16 protein-coding genes are annotated in these 16,778 nt (G+C 70.9%); 7 read left to right on the top strand and 9 right to left on the bottom strand.

Annotated elements, in window-relative coordinates:
• The first annotated feature begins 78 nt into the window (after positions 1-78).
• A complete protein-coding gene (locus ACFWXC_RS20010) occupies positions 79-462 on the top strand; it encodes a hypothetical protein (RefSeq protein ID WP_384480415.1) in 384 nt (127 codons plus the stop codon).
• 61 nt (positions 463-523) lie between these two features.
• Here the strand turns inward: ACFWXC_RS20010 and ACFWXC_RS20015 are convergent, their stop codons facing one another.
• Genes ACFWXC_RS20015 through ACFWXC_RS20025 form a run of 3 tightly spaced genes read right to left on the bottom strand, consistent with a single transcriptional unit; the run spans position 524 to position 3,627 of the window.
• Positions 524-1,657, bottom strand: a complete 1,134-nt coding sequence (locus ACFWXC_RS20015) for an Mrp/NBP35 family ATP-binding protein (RefSeq protein WP_384480417.1) — start codon at positions 1,655-1,657, stop codon at positions 524-526.
• A 43-nt stretch (positions 1,658-1,700) separates the two neighbouring features.
• The gene (locus ACFWXC_RS20020) at positions 1,701-2,288 is read right to left on the bottom strand and encodes a DUF1003 domain-containing protein (protein ID WP_384480419.1); all 588 of its coding nucleotides are present in this window, start codon (positions 2,286-2,288) and stop codon (positions 1,701-1,703) included.
• Positions 2,278-3,627, bottom strand: coding sequence for a magnesium transporter MgtE N-terminal domain-containing protein (locus ACFWXC_RS20025; RefSeq protein ID WP_384480421.1), 1,350 nt, complete (start codon positions 3,625-3,627; stop codon positions 2,278-2,280). The genes ACFWXC_RS20020 and ACFWXC_RS20025 overlap by 11 nt, the downstream gene beginning before the upstream one ends.
• 199 nt (positions 3,628-3,826) lie before the next feature.
• Between ACFWXC_RS20025 and ACFWXC_RS20030 the strand changes: the two genes are divergently transcribed.
• Positions 3,827-4,558, top strand: a complete 732-nt coding sequence (locus ACFWXC_RS20030) for a hypothetical protein (protein ID WP_384480423.1) — start codon at positions 3,827-3,829, stop codon at positions 4,556-4,558.
• An 80-nt stretch (positions 4,559-4,638) separates the two neighbouring features.
• Here ACFWXC_RS20030 and ACFWXC_RS20035 read toward each other — a convergent pair whose 3' ends face one another.
• Both ACFWXC_RS20035 and ACFWXC_RS20040 read right to left on the bottom strand, forming a co-directional pair.
• Positions 4,639-5,151 carry a hypothetical protein gene (locus ACFWXC_RS20035; RefSeq protein WP_384480425.1) on the bottom strand — a complete coding sequence of 171 codons (513 nt, stop codon included), beginning with the start codon at positions 5,149-5,151 and terminating at the stop codon, positions 4,639-4,641.
• Positions 5,152-5,161: 10 nt separating this feature from the next.
• Positions 5,162-6,292 carry a magnesium and cobalt transport protein CorA gene (locus ACFWXC_RS20040; protein WP_384480427.1) on the bottom strand — a complete coding sequence of 377 codons (1,131 nt, stop codon included), beginning with the start codon at positions 6,290-6,292 and terminating at the stop codon, positions 5,162-5,164.
• A gap of 486 nt (positions 6,293-6,778) precedes the next feature.
• Here ACFWXC_RS20040 and ACFWXC_RS20045 point away from each other — a divergent pair, with 486 nt between their 5' ends.
• Complete coding sequence (locus ACFWXC_RS20045; protein WP_384480429.1) at positions 6,779-7,375, top strand: suppressor of fused domain protein; 597 nt, start codon at positions 6,779-6,781, stop codon at positions 7,373-7,375.
• 43 nt (positions 7,376-7,418) lie between these two features.
• Here ACFWXC_RS20045 and ACFWXC_RS20050 read toward each other — a convergent pair whose 3' ends face one another.
• On the bottom strand, positions 7,419-8,654 hold the full coding sequence (locus ACFWXC_RS20050) for an MFS transporter (RefSeq protein WP_384480431.1): 1,236 nt from the start codon (positions 8,652-8,654) through the stop codon (positions 7,419-7,421).
• Between the two features lie 172 nt (positions 8,655-8,826).
• Here ACFWXC_RS20050 and ACFWXC_RS20055 point away from each other — a divergent pair, with 172 nt between their 5' ends.
• From ACFWXC_RS20055 to ACFWXC_RS20065, 3 genes are all read left to right on the top strand, one after another.
• Positions 8,827-9,468, top strand: coding sequence for a DUF6758 family protein (locus tag ACFWXC_RS20055; protein ID WP_384480433.1), 642 nt, complete (start codon positions 8,827-8,829; stop codon positions 9,466-9,468).
• A 131-nt stretch (positions 9,469-9,599) separates the two neighbouring features.
• Complete coding sequence (locus ACFWXC_RS20060; RefSeq protein WP_384480435.1) at positions 9,600-10,457, top strand: PHP domain-containing protein; 858 nt, start codon at positions 9,600-9,602, stop codon at positions 10,455-10,457.
• 159 nt (positions 10,458-10,616) lie between these two features.
• Positions 10,617-11,222: a MarC family protein gene (locus ACFWXC_RS20065; protein WP_384480437.1), complete on the top strand. Its 606-nt coding sequence runs from the start codon at positions 10,617-10,619 to the stop codon at positions 11,220-11,222.
• Positions 11,223-11,371: 149 nt separating this feature from the next.
• On the opposite strand, the gene ACFWXC_RS20070 is transcribed toward ACFWXC_RS20065, so the two are convergent.
• Positions 11,372-11,524 carry a hypothetical protein gene (locus tag ACFWXC_RS20070; RefSeq protein WP_351704745.1) on the bottom strand — a complete coding sequence of 51 codons (153 nt, stop codon included), beginning with the start codon at positions 11,522-11,524 and terminating at the stop codon, positions 11,372-11,374.
• 170 nt (positions 11,525-11,694) lie between these two features.
• Between ACFWXC_RS20070 and ACFWXC_RS20075 the strand changes: the two genes are divergently transcribed.
• Positions 11,695-12,588, top strand: a complete 894-nt coding sequence (locus ACFWXC_RS20075; RefSeq protein ID WP_362569448.1) for an NYN domain-containing protein — start codon at positions 11,695-11,697, stop codon at positions 12,586-12,588.
• A 10-nt stretch (positions 12,589-12,598) separates the two neighbouring features.
• On the opposite strand, the gene ACFWXC_RS20080 is transcribed toward ACFWXC_RS20075, so the two are convergent.
• Together ACFWXC_RS20080 and ACFWXC_RS20085 are read right to left on the bottom strand one after the other, a co-directional pair.
• Entirely contained in the window at positions 12,599-13,486 is an 888-nt protein-coding gene (locus ACFWXC_RS20080; RefSeq protein ID WP_384480440.1) for an alpha/beta fold hydrolase, read from the bottom strand.
• 218 nt (positions 13,487-13,704) lie between these two features.
• Positions 13,705-16,248, bottom strand: coding sequence for a DEAD/DEAH box helicase (locus tag ACFWXC_RS20085; protein ID WP_384480442.1), 2,544 nt, complete (start codon positions 16,246-16,248; stop codon positions 13,705-13,707).
• Between the last annotated feature and the right edge of the window lie 530 nt (positions 16,249-16,778).

Below are 16,778 nucleotides of genomic sequence, written 5' to 3' on the forward strand. Positions count from 1 at the left end.
CAGTCTGCGGAATTGAAGGAAAGCAGTCGGTGGCTGATAATGGAATCCGATGACCGTCAAGTGGTTGACGGAGGAATTATGACGGACATAAACGTTTCCGCTCCGCGGGCGTCACTTCCCCGCTTCCAAGAAGCCGAGCCACTGGGTCCCCAGGACGCGGAGTTCGTCCGGGATCTGGCGGCGGTGCTGGCCAAACACGGCAACCTGAACCGGTTCGGTCTCTGCCTTCTGCACGACCACTTCCCGATCGCCGCGGACGAGGTGCTGGTGGAGACGAACGACTCCACGGCCCGCACGCTGCACACGCACGTGGAGAAGGCGGACGGCACGCAGCACATCAAGGCCTCGCAGTGGCGGTTCCTCCCGCACGCCGAGGGTGCGCAGGGCGGGGAGCCCGAAGGAGCTGTCTTTCAGGTGCTCATGCTGTGCCTCACGCAAGACCTGTGCCCAGGGAACGACTGATGGGGGCACCGTCAGCGAGAGACGGCGCCCCCATCAGTCGTAGAGGCTGAGAACTTGAGGCTCAGAACTTGTTCCTCGGGGTGATCCCCAAGGACAGTCCCGAAAGGCCCCGCTGGCGTCCGCCCAGCTTCCCCGCGATGCCCCTCAGGGCCGCGCCCGCCGGGCTGTCGGGGTCTGTCAGGACGACCGGCTTGCCCTCGTCGCCGCCCTCGCGGAGGCGGACGTCGATGGGGATGTTGCCGAGGACCGGGACGTTCGCCCCCGTCGTGCGGGTGAGGCCGTCGGCGACCGCCTGGCCGCCGCCCGACCCGAAGACGTCCACCATCTCGCCGCAGTGCGGGCAGGGCAGGCCGGACATGTTCTCGACCACGCCGACGATCTTCTGGTGGGTCTGGACCGCGATGGAGCCGGCCCGCTCGGCGACCTCCGCCGCCGCCTGCTGAGGCGTCGTCACGACCAGGATCTCGGCGTTCGGGACCAGCTGGGCGACCGAGATGGCGATGTCGCCGGTGCCGGGCGGGAGGTCGAGGAGGAGGACGTCGAGGTCACCCCAGTAGACGTCCGCGAGGAACTGCTGGAGGGCGCGGTGCAGCATCGGGCCACGCCAGACCACCGGGGCGTTGCCCGGGGTGAACATGCCGATCGAGATGACCTTCACGCCGTGCGCCGACGGCGGCATGATCATGTTCTCGACCTGGGTGGGACGGCCGTCCGCGCCGAGCATGCGCGGGACCGAGTGGCCGTAGATGTCGGCGTCGACGACACCGACCTTGAGGCCGTCGGCGGCCATCGCGGCGGCGAGGTTGACCGTCACAGAGGACTTGCCGACACCGCCCTTGCCGGAGGCGACCGCGTAGACCCGGGTGAGGTTGCCCGGTTTGGCGAAGGGCACCTCGCGCTCGGTCTGGCCGCCGCGCAGGGCGGTCGCCAGCTCCTTGCGCTGCTCGTCGCTCATCACGTCCAGGGTGACGTCGACGCGGGTGACCCCGTCGACCCGGGAGACCGCCTCGGTGACACGCTGGGTGATCGTGTCGCGCATGGGGCAGCCCGAGACCGTCAGGTACACGGTGACCGCGACCACCCCGTCCTCGCCGATCTCCACCGATTTGACCATCCCCAGTTCGGTGATGGGTCGGTTGATCTCGGGGTCGTTCACCGTCGCCAGTGCCTCGCGCACCGAGTCTTCGCTAGCCATACAGACGATGGTACGGCGATGCGCCCGGCGGCTATAACGCCCCTCACCGGTCGTCTACGTCACGCCGTGCCGACCGTTCTGCCGGGAATACGCCATGCCCGTCCGGTCGCTCGTCCAAGTCCTTGAGCAGGTCCTGCAGCTCGGAACGGATCCAGTCCCGGGTCGCCACCTCGCCCAGGCCCATGCGCAGCGCGGCGATCTCCCGGGTCAGGTACTCGGTGTCGGCGATGGACCGCTCGTTCTGCTTGCGGTCCTGTTCGAGGTTGACCCGGTCGCGGTCGTCCTGCCTGTTCTGCGCGAGCAGGATCAGCGGGGCCGCGTAGGAGGCCTGGAGGGACAGGGCCAGGGTCAGGAAGATGAACGGGTACTCGTCGAAGCGCAGCCCGCCGGGTGCCGAGATGTTCCAGATCACCCAGAGGATGATCACGAACGTCATCCAGACGATGAACCGCCCGGTGCCCAGGAAGCGGGCGATGCGCTCGGACAGCCGGCCGAAGGCCTCCGGGTCCCACTCGGGCAGGAGCCTGCGCCGCGGCGGGCGCGGCTGGTCCAGACGGGGTCCGCGGGGCCGGGTCGCGGCGGTGGCGCCGGACGGCGTGCGCTCCCGGGTGCTCTCCCGCTCAGGCGCCACGATTCCCCAACCCCTTCTGGCGCCCCTTCTCCTGCCCCTTCTCCTGCTCCTTCTTCCTTTCCTGCTCCTTTTCCTGCTCCTCCTCGTCCAGGTGGAACTCGGTCTCCCGCCAGTCCTCCGGCAGCATGTGGTCCAGGACGTCGTCCACGGTGACCGCGCCCAGCAGCGACCCGGTCTCGTCCACCACGGGCGCCGCGACCATGTCGTACGTGGCGAAGAACCCGGCGATGATCGGCAGCGTGGCCTCGGGGTCGAGCGGTTGCAGGTCGTCGTCGAGGAGCGAGCTGACCAGGGTGTACGGGGGGTCGCGCAGCAGGCGCTGGAAGTGGACGGTGCCCAGGTACTTGCCGGTCGGGGTCTCGTCGGGCGGGCGGCAGACGTAGACCTGGGCGGCGAGGGCCGGGGAGAGGTCGGGGTTGCGGACCCGGGCGAGGGCGTCGGCGACGGTGGAGTCCGGCCGCACCACGATCGGCTCGGTCGTCATCAGACCGCCGGCCGTGTGCTCCTCGTACGACATCAGCCGCCGCATCTCGGCCGCGTCGGCCGGCTGCATCAGGCTCAGCAGCCGTTCCTTGTCCCCCTCGGGGAGTTCGGCGAGCAGGTCGGCCGCGTCGTCCGGGTCCATGGCCTCCAGGACGTCCGCCGCCCGTTCCTCCTTCAGCTTGCCGAGGATCTCGATCTGGTCGTCCTCGGGAAGCTCTTCGAGCACGTCGGCCAGACGGTCGTCGTCCAGTGCGGCGGCCACCTCGGCGCGGCGCTTGGCGGAGAGGTGGTGCAGCACGTTGGCGAGGTCGGCGGGGTGCAGCTGCTCGAAGGTGGCGAGCAGGCTCTCGGCGCCCTGGCCGTGCTCCTCCAGGGAGAAGCCGGTGACCTGCGACCACTCGACGGTGAGCGACTCGCCTCTGGTCCGCCGGAAGGTGCCCGTGCGGCCCTTGCGGACGAAGACGCGGTCGACCTCCCACTCCCGGCGGGCCTGGCGCTGCTGCGCGCCCAGGTCCAGGACGGTGACCTCCTCGCCGGTCTCGACCAGCTGGACGCGGCGGTCGAGGAGTTCGCCGAAGACCAGGCGCTCGGTGGGCCGCTGCTCGAAGCGGCGGACGTTGAGCACGCCGGTGCTGATGACCTGGCCGGACTCGATGCTCGTCACCCGGGTCATGGGCAGGAAGATGCGGCGCCGGGTGGACAGTTCGACGACCAGGCCGAGCAGCCGCGGGGGCTTGCGGCCGACGCGCAGCATGACGACGAGGTCCCTGACGCGTCCCACCTGGTCGCCGTTGGGATCGAAGACGGCGATACCGGCGAGGTGCGAGATGAAGATCCGGGGAGCGCCGGCTGCCATGGGTCCGCTTCCTTTTTCTACCGGAATGCCGCTTGGTGACTTTCCTGTCCTGTTCGCCTGCTCGGTGGGCTTCAGGCTAGCCCGTCCCGATCGGATACGCCCTGGTGGGCGGTCCGGACGGACTGGCTCCGCCGGACGGGCGAGGCACCGGTACGCTGCGGTACGCCGTGCCGGACCCGTCAGAAAGGTGGCCCTGTCCGTGACCGCGATTGCTCCGGGCCGTACCCGTACTCGCCGCGCCGCCGTGGTGACCGCGACGTGCGCGCTGGTCCTCCTCACGGCGTGCAGTGAGGATCCGGACGCGGGCACCAACGGGGTGGGAAAGCTGGCCCCGGACGTCATCCAGTCGAAGACCCGGGCGGCGGCGACGTCGGTGGCGACGGTCCGGATGGCGGGGACGGTGGTGACGAGCGGGCGTACGTACCAGCTGGACATGCGCCTGAACGCGGACGGCGGGACCGGGTCGGTCACGTCGAAGGGCTCGACCTTCCACCTGCTCCGGGTGGGCGACACGTTGTATCTGCAGGCCGACGCGGACTTCTGGAACCATGCCGACGGGAGCGACACCAGTGCGGCCGGCAAGCTCGACGGCAAGTACGTGAAGGTTCCGCAGGGCGACCCTTCGTACAAGAAGTTCAGCGGCTTCACGGACAAGGACCTCCTTCTCTCGGGCCTGCTGACCCTGCACGGCGCCCTCTCGGCCGACGGCCACCACGAACAGTCGGGCACCCCCACCATCCGTATCGCCGGCGACGGCGGCTCCGGCGGCACGCTGGACGTCTCGCTGAAGGGCAAGCCGTATCCGCTCCGCCTGGAGCGCGCGGGCGGCGCCGGCACCCTCACCTTCACGGACTGGGGCAAGTCCTTCAGCGTCACCGAGCCGGAGAAGACCGAGACAGTGGACTACGGCAGGCAACTGCCCACGTCGTAGGCGCCGTTGCGGCGGGTACCAGGGGCCGGCGAGCTGTCGGGAAGTGAACCGGAAGGTGCCGAACCCGGCTCGGTCCTCGGCTACTTGGGCTTTCTGCGCCTCGCGAGGAGCTTCGGCAGGGCCGCCGGGACCGGATGGCGGGTCGTGGCCGGGGACGGTACGGGCGGCTCCGCCAGGCTGCCCGTCGGCAGCGGTGCCGTCGCTCCGGTCGGGCGCAGGCGCAGCACCCTGCACTCCCTCGCCCAGCGGTCCGTCATGGCCTCGCCGTCGGGTGCGTTGAGGCGCTTGCCCTTCAGCTCCGCCACCGCCGCGTCCCACTCGGGGGAGCCGGCGGACAGTTCCGTCACCGTCGCCGTCCAGGTGACCAGCCGGCCGCCCTTGTCCTTGCTGCGGACGGTCACCTCGGCCGACCCGCCGTCGGCCAGCCCGGTCAGCGGCTGCTCGCTTCCGTCACCGACCAGGCACACGCCCCCGTCGGCCCAGGCGTGCCACACCGCACGCGCGGCCGGCGCCCCGGCGCCCCGGACCCAGATGAGGCCGGACTTCTTCGTGGCCTCCTCGACGAGGGCCTGGTCGAGCAGCTGACGTGTCATGACGCCCAGCCTAGAGCCAGCCGTTGCGCTTCAGGGTGCGGTGGATGCCGAGGCAGATGCAGACCGTGACGCCCATGATCGCCGGGTAGCCGTACTTCCAGTGCAGCTCCGGCATGTACTTGAAGTTCATGCCGTACACCCCGCACACCATCGTCGGTACGGCGATGATCGCGGCCCATGCCGTGATCTTGCGCATGTCCTCGTTCTGCGCGACGGACGCCTGCGCGAGGTTGGCCTGGAGGATGGAGTTGAGGAGTTCGTCGAAGCCGACGACCTGCTCCTGGACGCGGGCGAGGTGGTCGGCGACGTCCCGGAAGTACTTCTGGATGTCGGGGTCGACCAGCCGCATCGGGCGCTCGCTGAGCAGCTGCATCGGACGCAGCAGTGGCGACACCGCGCGCTTGAACTCCAGCACCTCGCGCTTGAGTTGGTAGATGCGCGCCGAGTCCACACCACGCGAGACCCCGCCCTTGCGGCCGGGCGAGAAGACCTCGGTCTCCACCTCGTCGATGTCGTCCTGCACGGCGTCGGCGACCGCCACATAACCGTCGACGACATGGTCGGCGATGGCGTGCAGTACGGCCGAGGGGCCCTTGGCGAGCAGTTCGGGGTCGTCCTGGAGCCGGTGCCGCAGCGCCCGCAGCGAGCCCTGCCCGCCGTGCCGGACGGTGATGAAGAAGTCCCGGCCGGTGAAGCACATCACCTCGCCGGTCTCCACGACCTCGCTGTTGGCGGTGAGCCGGTCGTGCTCGACGTAGTGGATGGTCTTGAAGACGGTGAAGAGGGAGTCGTCGTAGCGTTCGAGCTTGGGGCGCTGGTGGGCCTGGACGGCGTCCTCCACCGCCAGCGGGTGCAGCCCGAACTCGCCTGCGATACCCGCGAATTCGGCCTCGGTCGGCTCGTGCAGGCCGATCCACACGAACCCGCCGTCCCGGCGCACCTGGCGCATCGCCTCCTGCGGGGTCAGCGGCTTCGGCGTCTGCACCCGCGCGCCGCCCCGGTAGACGGCGCAGTCGACGACGGCCGACGGCGTACCGGGGTCGCGGGTGGTGTCGTACGCGCCGGTCTCCACGCGCAGGCTCTTGCGCTGGGAGGGACGGGTCGGGCGGACCACGGCACGGAGGTCGCGGATCATCGACATGGGCAGGCTCCTTCGCGACAAGCAGCGGGTGACCGCGGCGAACGGGTGGAACTACCCGGAATGGGGACGTCCTGACTGCGGATGTTTGGCACGTCCACAAAGCGGGGAGCACCGCACCGTTGCGGTGGCGACTTCGCTACTGATTCGGATCAGACGAAGAGATCCAGACAGATCCGGAACGGATCGGCCAGAGGGACCAGGCAAGCGAAAACGAAGTGCTCTTCCGAACGACAACGCGAACGTGAAGGCGGCAGCCGGCCAGTAGACGAAATCAGCAGGCGGAAGAGCGAGTGGTACTGCACGGGTGACTTCGATCCATGACAGCCCCACCTCCTCCAGCCGGTCCCTCGTAAGGGAGTGCTCCTGGTGTCGGGGTCTGACCGCGACGCTCTGCGTGCTGCCCCGAACCACCGCGGTCAGACTAGCAGCAGCCCTCAGTGTCAAGGTGCTGCTTTGCCCGGTACTGACGAGTTCTATGCTCTCGACATGGCTGATGTTCTTCCTCTGGTCGAGGCCCGGTTGACCACCGCACTGGGCGAACCGGACGCACGCGCGGCGGTCACCTTCCTCGGTACGGACCGCATCGAGGTGCTCCGTTTCCACGAGGATCTCCAGGGCGAGAACGTCCTGCGCTACGCCACGCTCGGCATGTCCGCGCAGCCCATGACCGACCCCGCCGCGATGCTCGCGGACCCCGTCAAGGGGCCCCGCGCCGAACTGGTCCTGTCGGTCCGCGCCGGGCTCGCGGAGACCGACAAGGTGCTCCGCGCGCTCGCCGTCCTCGCCGCGTCTCCGCAGGTGGAGGGCCTGATCGTGACGCCGGGCGCATCGCTGGACGTCGGCGAGCCGCTGTGGCCGGGCGCCCCCTTCACCTCGGTCCTGGTCGGCGAACCGGGCGGTCTCGTCGAGGATCTGGCGCTGGACGAGCCCCTCGACCCCGTACGGTTCCTGCCGCTGCTGCCGATGACCCCGAACGAGGCCGCCTGGAAACGCGTGCACGGCGCCCAGGCCCTCCAGGAGCGCTGGCTCGCGGGCGGGACGGACCTCCGGGATCCGCACCGCAGGTCCGTCCCGCTGGACTGATGTACGAGGGTGAGCAAGCTCACCAAGCGCCCCGTGGAAATCGTCAGTTGGCAAAGACGGTGACGCTGTCCTCGGTGGCGTGCCCCGGCTCCAGCTCCGCCGCCTCGTGCGTGAGCGCGTTCCGCCGTACGAGCACCACGACCGCGCCCAGCACGGCGGTGACCGCCGCCACCACGAACGGGATGTGGATGTCGGTCCACTCCTCGATCTTCGGCGCGAAGTAGGGGGCGGCCGCGGCGGCGAACCAGCGGACGAAGTTGTAGCCCGCGCTCGCCACCGGGCGTGGTGCGTCGGACACGCCGAGGGCCAGTTCGGTGTAGACGGTGTTGTTCACGCCGATGAACGCGCCGGACAGGATCGTGCAGACGATCGCGGCGGTGTGGCTGCCGTAGCCGAGGACGGCGACGTCGACGGCGAGCAGGACCAGGGAACCGCCCAGCACCTTCAGCGAGCCGAAGCGCCGCTGCATGCGCGGGGCCACCACCACCGAGAAGAGCGCGAGCAGCAGACCCCAGGCGAAGAACACGGCACCCGAGCGGTACGGGGTCATGTCCAGCACGAAGGGGGTGAAGGCCAGCACGGTGAAGAACGTGTAGTTGTAGAAGAACGCGGAGGCGGCGGCGGAGGCCAGGCCGCCGTGGCCGAGCGCCCTGATCGGGTCGAGGATCGAGGTCTTGCGGGCGGGCTTCGGCTGCTCCTTCAGGAACGCGGTGATGCACAGGAATCCGACCGCCATCAGGGTGGCGGTGCCGAAGAAGGGGTAGCGCCAGCTGATGTTGCCGAGCACCGCGCCCAGCAGCGGGCCGCATGCCATGCCGAGGCCGAGCGCGGACTCGTAGAGCAGGATCGCGGCGGCGCTGCCGCCGGCCGCCGCGCCCACGATGACCGCGAGGGCGGTCGAGACGAACAGGGCGTTGCCGAGACCCCAGCCGGCCCGGAAGCCGACGAGCTGGCCGACCGTGCCGGAGGTGCCGGCCAGGCCCGCGAAGACGACCACGAACGCGAGGCCGAGCAGCAGGGTCCCGCGCCCGCCGATCCGGCTGGAGACGAAACCGGTGAGCAGCATCGCCACGGCGGTGATCAGGAAGTACGAGGTGAAGAGCAGGGAGACCTGGCTGGTCGTGGCGTCCAGGCCCTTGGCTATGGAGGGCAGGATCGGGTCGACGAGTCCGATGCCCATGAAGGCGACGACGGACGCGCCCGCCGTCGCCCACACGGCCTTCGGCTGCCGCAGGATGCTGCCCGCTCCCGCGTCGAACGGGTCCGCTGCGTGTGCCATGCGCTTCCTCCGCTGTTCTTGTCTGCTCGCGCCGATTTGGTTGGCGTATACACATAGTAAGTTAGGGTGGCTAATTAATGCAACATACATCTAACTCCGCCCGGTGACCGCTTCCGTCCGGACGGGTGATCGTCCTTGACGTGGGGGATTCCGGGTAGGACCGTGGGGCCCTATGAGGGGCGAACCCAGTTGCCCGAAGTGCGGTGGCCGGGTCCGGGCTCCCGGCCTCTTCGCCGACACCTGGCAGTGCGAGGTGCACGGGACCGTGCATCCGGTACAGCCCGTGATCCCGCCCAGCGTCGAGGCCCTCGATGTCGTGGTGCACCGCACCCAGGTGCCGGTGTGGATGCCCTGGCCGCTGCCGGTCGGCTGGCTGTTCACGGGTGTGGCCTGCGCGGGTGACGACCGCAGCGGGGGGCGCGCGACCGCCGTCGCCTGCTCCGGACCCGCGCCGCTCGGCGGCATAGGGGAGATGATCCTGGTCGCCGAGGAGCTGGGGGTCGGTCTCGGGGCGCGGTACGCGGGCATCGACGGACCGGATCCCGGGCCCTCGATGGACGTGGAGAAGCCGCCGCAGGCGAAGGTGCTCGCCGCCGGCCGGCCGGCACCGCTGTGGCATGTGCCGGGAGCGCCGGACGACCGGGCCGTCTTCGCGGGCGAGGCCCGGGGGATGTGGCTCTGGGCGGTGGTGTGGCCCGAGCAGACCGGGTTGCTGATGTACGACGAGCTGGTGCTCACGGATCTGCGGGACGCGGGCGCGGAGGTGGACCTGGTGCCCTGCGGGGCGCTGTCGCCCCGCCTGCTGGAGCCCTAGGACGCGGAGCAGGGGTTGCCTGTGACCTGCCTGTACGGGGCGCCCCCGGCCTTCGGCTGTGACAGGGCATCCGCTTCCGGCCGCTATCCTTGACGCGTCCCTTCCGTCCCGTCCCGCCTGGAGTCCGCGTCGTGCGCATCGATCTGCACTGCCACTCCACCGCCTCCGACGGTACGGACAGCCCGGCCGAGCTGGTACGGAACGCCGCCGCTGCCGGGCTGGACGTCGTCGCGCTGACCGACCACGACACCACCCGGGGCCACGCCGAGGCCGTCGCCGCGCTGCCCGAGGGGCTCACCCTGGTCACCGGGGCCGAGCTGTCCTGTCGTATCGACGGCGTCTCCATGCACATGCTGGCCTACCTTTTCGACCCCGAGGAGCCCGATCTGCTCGCCGAGCGTGAGTTGGTCCGGGACGACCGGGTGCCGCGGGCCCAGGGCATGGTCGCCAAGCTGAACGCGCTGGGTGTGCCGGTCACCTGGGAGCAGGTCGGGCGGATCGCCGGGGACGGTTCCGTGGGGCGGCCGCACGTCGCCTCCGCGCTCGTCGAGCTCGGTGTCGTACCGACCGTGAGCGACGCCTTCACGCAGGAGTGGCTGGCCGACGGCGGCCGGGCCTTCGTGGAGAAGCACGAGACCGACCCCTTCGCGGCGATCCGGCTGGTCAAGCAGGCCGGCGGGGTGTGCGTGTTCGCGCATCCGGCGGCCGCCAAGCGCGGGCGTACGGTGCCCGAGTCGGCGATCGCCGAGATGGCCGCGGCCGGCCTCGACGGCATCGAGGTCGACCACATGGACCACGACGCCGACACCCGGGCCCGGCTGCGCGGACTGGCCGCGGAGCTGGGGCTGCTGGTCACCGGGTCCTCGGACTACCACGGCAGCCGCAAGACGGTGGCGCTGGGCGAGTACACGACCGACCCCGAGGTGTACGGGGAGATCACGCGCCGTGCGACCGGCGCGTTCCCCGTCCCGGGGACCGGCGGACGCTGAGACCCGCCCCCAGCCTCCCTTCCCGCCCCCGTTCCCGAGTTTCCCCGCGCGGCAGGCCGTGCCCACCCCCTCCCGGGCCGGTCCCGGCCCGCGCGCGGTGACCCCCATCGCCCTGCGGCACCATCGCCCGCAGCGCAGACCAACGCGCAAGGCTCACGCATGTTCGACTTCGCAGTCTTCGGCTCTCTCTTCCTGACCCTGTTCGTCATCATGGATCCCCCGGGGATCACCCCGATCTTCCTCGCCCTCACCTCCGGCCGGCCCGGCAAGGTGCAGAAGCGGATGGCCTTCCAGGCCGTGTGCGTGGCGGGCGGGGTGATCACCGTCTTCGGGCTCCTGGGACACCAGATCCTCGACTACCTGCACGTCTCCGTGCCCGCCCTGATGATCGCGGGCGGGCTGCTGCTCCTGCTGATCGCCCTCGACCTGCTCACCGGCAAGAACGACGAGCCGAAGCAGACCAAGGACGTCAACGTGGCGCTGGTGCCCCTGGGCATGCCGCTGCTCGCGGGCCCCGGTGCGATCGTGTCGGTCATCCTCGCCGTGCAGAAGGCGGACAGCGTCTCCGCGCAGGTGTCCGTGTGGACCGCGATCCTCGCCATCCATGTCGTGCTGTGGCTGGTGATGCGGTACTCGCTGCTGATCATCCGGGTCATCAAGGACGGGGGCGTGGTCCTGGTGACGCGGCTCGCGGGCATGATGCTCTCCGCGATCGCCGTGCAGCAGATCATCAACGGCGTCACCCAGGTGATCAAGGGCGGGTAGCCGGGCGGGGCGGACAGACGCGGAACCCCCGCACGGCGTCGTGCCGTACGGGGGTTCCGAAGACTCTGCGGTGCTCCGCGCGTCAGTGTGTCTCGTGGTGTCGCGTCAGTCTGTCTCGTCGTGTGTCGTGGCTCTGGTCTCGTATCTCGTTACGAGGCCTGGTTCTCGGCCGGTCGGATCCACAGGCGCTGCCCGATGGCGGCGGCCTGCTGGACGATCCTGTTGACGGAGGCGGCGTCCACGACAGTGCAGTCCACGGTGGTGCCGTCGACTTCGTCCAGTCGCCTGATTTCGAAGCGCATCGGCCTCTCCCTTCGTCTCGTGTTCCTCTGAGTCAACGGCTTGCGTGTTACAAACATTCCCTTGGCTAAAGAAAATTTTCGAACGCCTAATTACCCACCGGTAAGAGACGTTCGGGAGACTGACCGGGACCGGTTGTGTTCGCAGCGTGACCGCCGGGACAATGGAGGCGATGAACGACGACCTCGCCGCCCTCCAGGCCCGCATCGACCGTACGAACGAGCTGCTCACCCGCATGCTCGCCGAAGTGGCGAAGACGCCTTCGACACATGCGATCTTCGTCGACGCGGGCTACCTCTACGCGGCCACGGGCCGGCTCGTCGCCGGGACGGAGGACCGCCGTGCCTTCGACCTCGACGCCGAGGGGTTGATCGAGGCGCTCATCGACAAGGCACGCCAGATCTTCGCGGACAGCCGGCTGCTGCGCGTCTACTGGTACGACGGCGCGCGTCGCCGCATCCACACCGCCGAGCAGCAGACCATCGCCGAACTGCCCGACGTCAAGGTCCGGCTCGGCAACCTCAACGCCAACAACCAGCAGAAGGGCGTCGACTCCCTGATCCGCACGGACCTGGAGTCACTCGCCCGGCACCGCGCCATCAGCGACGCGGCCCTGCTCGGCGGCGACGAGGACCTGGTCTCCGCGGTCGAGGCCGCCCAGGGCTACGGCGCCCGGGTCCACCTCTGGGGCATCGAGGCGCCCGAAGGCCGCAACCAGGCCGAGCCGCTGCTCTGGGAGGTCGACAGCCAGCGCACCCTCGACCTCGAGTTCTTCAAGCCGTACGTCGCCCGGCGCACCGCCCACGCCTACGAGGCCGGCGCCACCAGACCCACCCGCGAGGACGTCCGTTTCGTCGGTGCGCAGATCGCCGCGAAGTGGCTGTCCTCGCGGGGCAGCGAGTCGCTCGTCGAGCTGCTGCCCGGCCATCCCTACCTGCCCGGCCCGGTCGACCAGGACCTCCTCGTCGAGGCCGAGGGCCTGCTCCAGTACTCCCTGCGCGGCCAGGCCGACCTGCGCCGAGCCCTCCGGGACGGCTTCTGGGAACACCTCCAGACGCAGTACTAGCCGTTCCCGCCTAACTGTTCGCGCTGTCCCAGAAGGCGGCGATCGCCTCGGCGGTGGGGGCCGGTCGGTCGGTGTTGGGGGAGTGCTCCGCACCTTCGACGACCGTGCGGTGGGCCCGCAGCCGGAGCGCCATGTCGTCCAGCAGCGGCAGCGGCCAGGTGTCGTCCCGCGCACCCGACAGCACGTGGAACGGCAGCGGTACGGCGGCGAGTTCGTCGACGCGGTCCGGTTCGGTGCACAACTGGCGTCCGCCAGCGAGGAGTTGGGCCGGCTTGTTGCCCAGCCAGCGGCGCCGCAGATCCTCCTGGTCCTCCTGGTCCGCCTGGCCCTGCGGGCCGCCCTCGTCCAGCTCCTCCGGCGCATCCATGGCCTGCATGGCCTCCCACACCCCGGCCATCGGCAGCACCGCGAGGGCGTCCCGCAGCAGCTTCACCCGCTGCTGCTGGGGGACGGAGATCTGCGCCGGGCCCGAGGACATCAGCGTCAGCGAGCGGAACGGCGTGTGGTCGAGGAGCACGGCCGCGCGCGCGATCTGACCGCCGAGGGAGTGCCCCAGCAGATGCACGGGCCGGCCGTCGCCGACCGCCGCCGCCTGCGCGAGCACGTCCCGCGCCAACTCCTCCTGGGCATACGCCGATTCGTCGTCCTCCGGGCCGTCCGACTCGAACTGCCCGCGCCCGTCCACGGCGACGGTCCGGTACCCGCGCGCGCCGAGCGCCTCGTGCAGCGGGTTGAAGTCCTCCTTGCTGCCGGTGAACCCGGGCAGCAGCAGCGCGATCCCTTTTGGCTCGACCCCGGTGGCCGCGGGCGCGTCGATGACGGCGAACTCACCACGAGCGGTGGCGAGCGCGTACGCGCGGGCACCGACGGGCGGGACAAAGGTACGAGGCCTGCTCATGGGGAGAGGCTATCCGGCGGACGGCGACGGGCCGTAAGCCGGTGGACAATCCAGCTGGCGGGCCGGCGGGCCGGCGGGCCGGCGGGCCGGCGGGCCGGCGGGCAGGAGGGCAGGCGGGCAGGCGGGCAGGAGGGCTGGCGGGCTGGCGGGGCGGCCGGGAATGCCGACGGCCCGGCCCACACTGGGTGGGCCGGGCCGTTCGGTTACGTGCGACGCGCTCAGGCCTCGGGAGCCGCGGCAGCGGCCTTCCGGGTCCGGCGGACCTTCGGCTTCGCCTCCGCGTCAGTGGCGTCGACCGTCTCGACCGTCTCGGCGGCCTCGACCGCCTTCCGGGTCGTACCACGCCTCGGCTTGACCTCCGGCTCGTCGCTGGCCTGCGCCGGAATCTCCGCGCCGGCGACAGCAGCCGCCTTGCGAGTCCGGCGGGGCTTGGCCTCGGCACCTTCGGCGGTGTCGACGGCGGCCTCGGCGGCCTTCCGCGTCCGGCGCGGCTTGGCCTCCGCGACCTCGGCGGTCTCCGGTGCGGCGGCAGCCGTCTTCCGGGTGCGGCGCGGCTTGGCCTCGGTGGCCTCGGCCGTGTCCACCGCTGCTTCGGCGGCGGCCGCGGTCTTGCGGGTACGACGCGGCTTGGTCTCCGCGACCTCGGCGGTCTCCGGGGCGGCGGCCACCTCGGTGGCGGCGGCCGTCTTCCGGGTGCGGCGCGGCTTGGCCTCGGTGGCCTCGGCCGTGTCCACCGCGGATTCGGCGGCGGCTGCCGTCTTGCGGGTACGACGCGGCTTGGCGGCCTCCGTCTCCGCCTCGGCCTCGGCCGTCGCCGGAGCGGCGGCCGCGGTCTTGCGGGTGCGGCGGGGCTTGGCCTCGGTGGCCTCGGCCGTGTCCACCGCGGATTCGGCGGCCTCGGCGGCCTTGCGGGTCCGGCGGCGCGGCTTGGCCTCCGCCTCGACGGACTCGGCCGTGTCCACGGCAGTCTCCGCGGCGGCCGCGGTCTTGCGGGTGCGACGCGGCTTGGGCTCCTCGGCGACCTCGGGCTCCGGCGTCGTCACGACCGCCTCGGCCGGCTCGGCGGCCTTGCGGGTCCGACGGCGGACCGGCGTCACCGGGACCTCGACGGTCTCGGCGGTCTCCTGCGGAGTCTCCGTGACCTCGGCCGGCGTCACCGCGGCCTCCGCGGCCTTGCGGGTCCGACGGCGGCGCGGCTTCTCCGGAGCGACCGGCTCCGCCACGGCCTCGACGGTCTCGACGACCGCCTCCGGCGTCACGGCCTGCGGTGTCACGGTCTCCGTGACGGCGGCCGCCACCGGCTCCGGCGACGCTCCGCCGCGCGTCCGGCGCCGGCGGCGCGTGGTGCGGGAGCCCGCGGGCTCCGACGCCGTGACGGACTCGGCGGCGGGGGACGCGGACTCGGCGACCGGCGCCGAGGACGTCGTACCGGATGCCGGATCCAGCGCCGAACCGGCGCGGGTGCGACGGCGGCGGCGCGGGGTGCGCGAACGCTCGCGCTCCTCGGAGCGGGCCGCGCCCCGGTCGCGACGGTCGTCCCGGGCACCGCGACCGCGGCCACCACGGCCGCCGGTCTCGCCCAGGTCCTCCAGCTCCTCCGCCTCGAGCCCGGCCCGGGTGCGCTCGGAACGCGGCAGGACACCCTTGGTGCCGGCCGGGATCTTGAGCTCCTCGAAGAAGTGCGGAGAGGTCGAGTAGGTCTCCACCGGCTCGGGGAAGCCCAGCTCCAGCGCCTTGTTGATGAGCTGCCAGCGCGGGATGTCGTCCCAGTCGACGAAGGTGATCGCCGTACCCTTCGCGCCCGCGCGGCCCGTGCGGCCGATGCGGTGCAGATACGTCTTCTCGTCCTCGGGGGACTGGTAGTTGATGACGTGGGTGACGCCCTCGACGTCGATGCCGCGCGCGGCCACGTCGGTGCAGACCAGGACGTCCACCTTGCCGTTGCGGAAGGCGCGCAGCGCCTGCTCGCGGGCGCCCTGGCCGAGGTCGCCGTGGACCGCGCCGGAGGCGAACCCGCGCTGCTGGAGCTGCTCGGCGATGTCGGCGGCCGTGCGCTTGGTCCGGCAGAAGATCATCGCCAGTCCGCGGCCGTCGGCCTGCAGTATGCGGGCGATCATCTCCGGCTTGTCCATGGAGTGCGCGCGGTAGACGAACTGCTTGGTGTTCGCGACGGTCGCGCCCGTGTCGTCCGGCGCGGTGGCGCGGATGTGCGTGGGCTGCGACATGTAGCGGCGGGCGAGACCGATGACCGCGCCCGGCATGGTCGCCGAGAACAGCATGGTCTGGCGCTTGGCCGGAAGCATGTTGATGATCTTCTCGACGTCGGGCAGGAAGCCCAGGTCGAGCATCTCGTCGGCCTCGTCGAGGACGAGCGACTTGATGTGCTTGAGGTCGAGCTTCTTCTGGCCCGCGAGGTCGAGCAGGCGGCCCGGGGTGCCGACGACCACGTCGACGCCCTTCTTCAGGGCCTCGACCTGCGGCTCGTAGGCGCGGCCGCCGTAGATGGCCACCACGCGCACGTTACGGACCTTGCCGGCCGTCAGCAGGTCGTTGGTGACCTGGGTGCAGAGCTCGCGCGTGGGGACGACGACGAGCGCCTGCGGGGCGTCGGTGAGGGCCTCGGGGGCGGCGCGGCCGGCCTCCACGTCGGCGGGGACGGTCACGCGCTCCAGGAGCGGCAGACCGAAGCCGAGGGTCTTGCCGGTGCCGGTCTTGGCCTGGCCGATGACATCGGTGCCGGAGAGGGCGACCGGGAGGGTCATCTCCTGGATGGGGAAGGGAGAGATGATGCCGACGGCCTCCAGGGCCTCGGCGGTCTCGGGGAGGATTCCGAGTTCTCGAAACGTCGTAGTCAGGGTGCTGCCTCTTCTGTGTGTCGCGGTCCGAGGCGAGCGCGGGGGTCTTTGACGGACCGTGCCGGGGGACGTCGGCTGCCTTACGGTCGGGCCGTGTGGGGCACGCCGTATGACACGGGACCTCTACCAACGCTCTAGCGCTCGTACCGCTGAGGTGTCCCTCCGGTCGTCGTACGCGATGTGCCGTACGCGCCGGGAGGGCTGTCGGGTCGGAGCCGATCGGGCCACCGACCGGGCATCCTCATACGTGCGGCCTGTCGAGGTACGTCCGAATACGACGGCGTACCAGCAGGCGCATTACCACCATACCCCGGAATCGTGCACATGCGATGGCCGATTCGGTCACGTCGTGGTAGTCACAGTGGCTGACCTGGGGCTTCCCGGAGAGTTCTGCGGGCATTCCCGGGTCTTCCCCGAGGGTTCCCCGGGTCTTCCGA

Source organism: Streptomyces sp. NPDC058683, from assembly GCF_042716195.1.
Classification (GTDB): domain Bacteria; phylum Actinomycetota; class Actinomycetes; order Streptomycetales; family Streptomycetaceae; genus Streptomyces.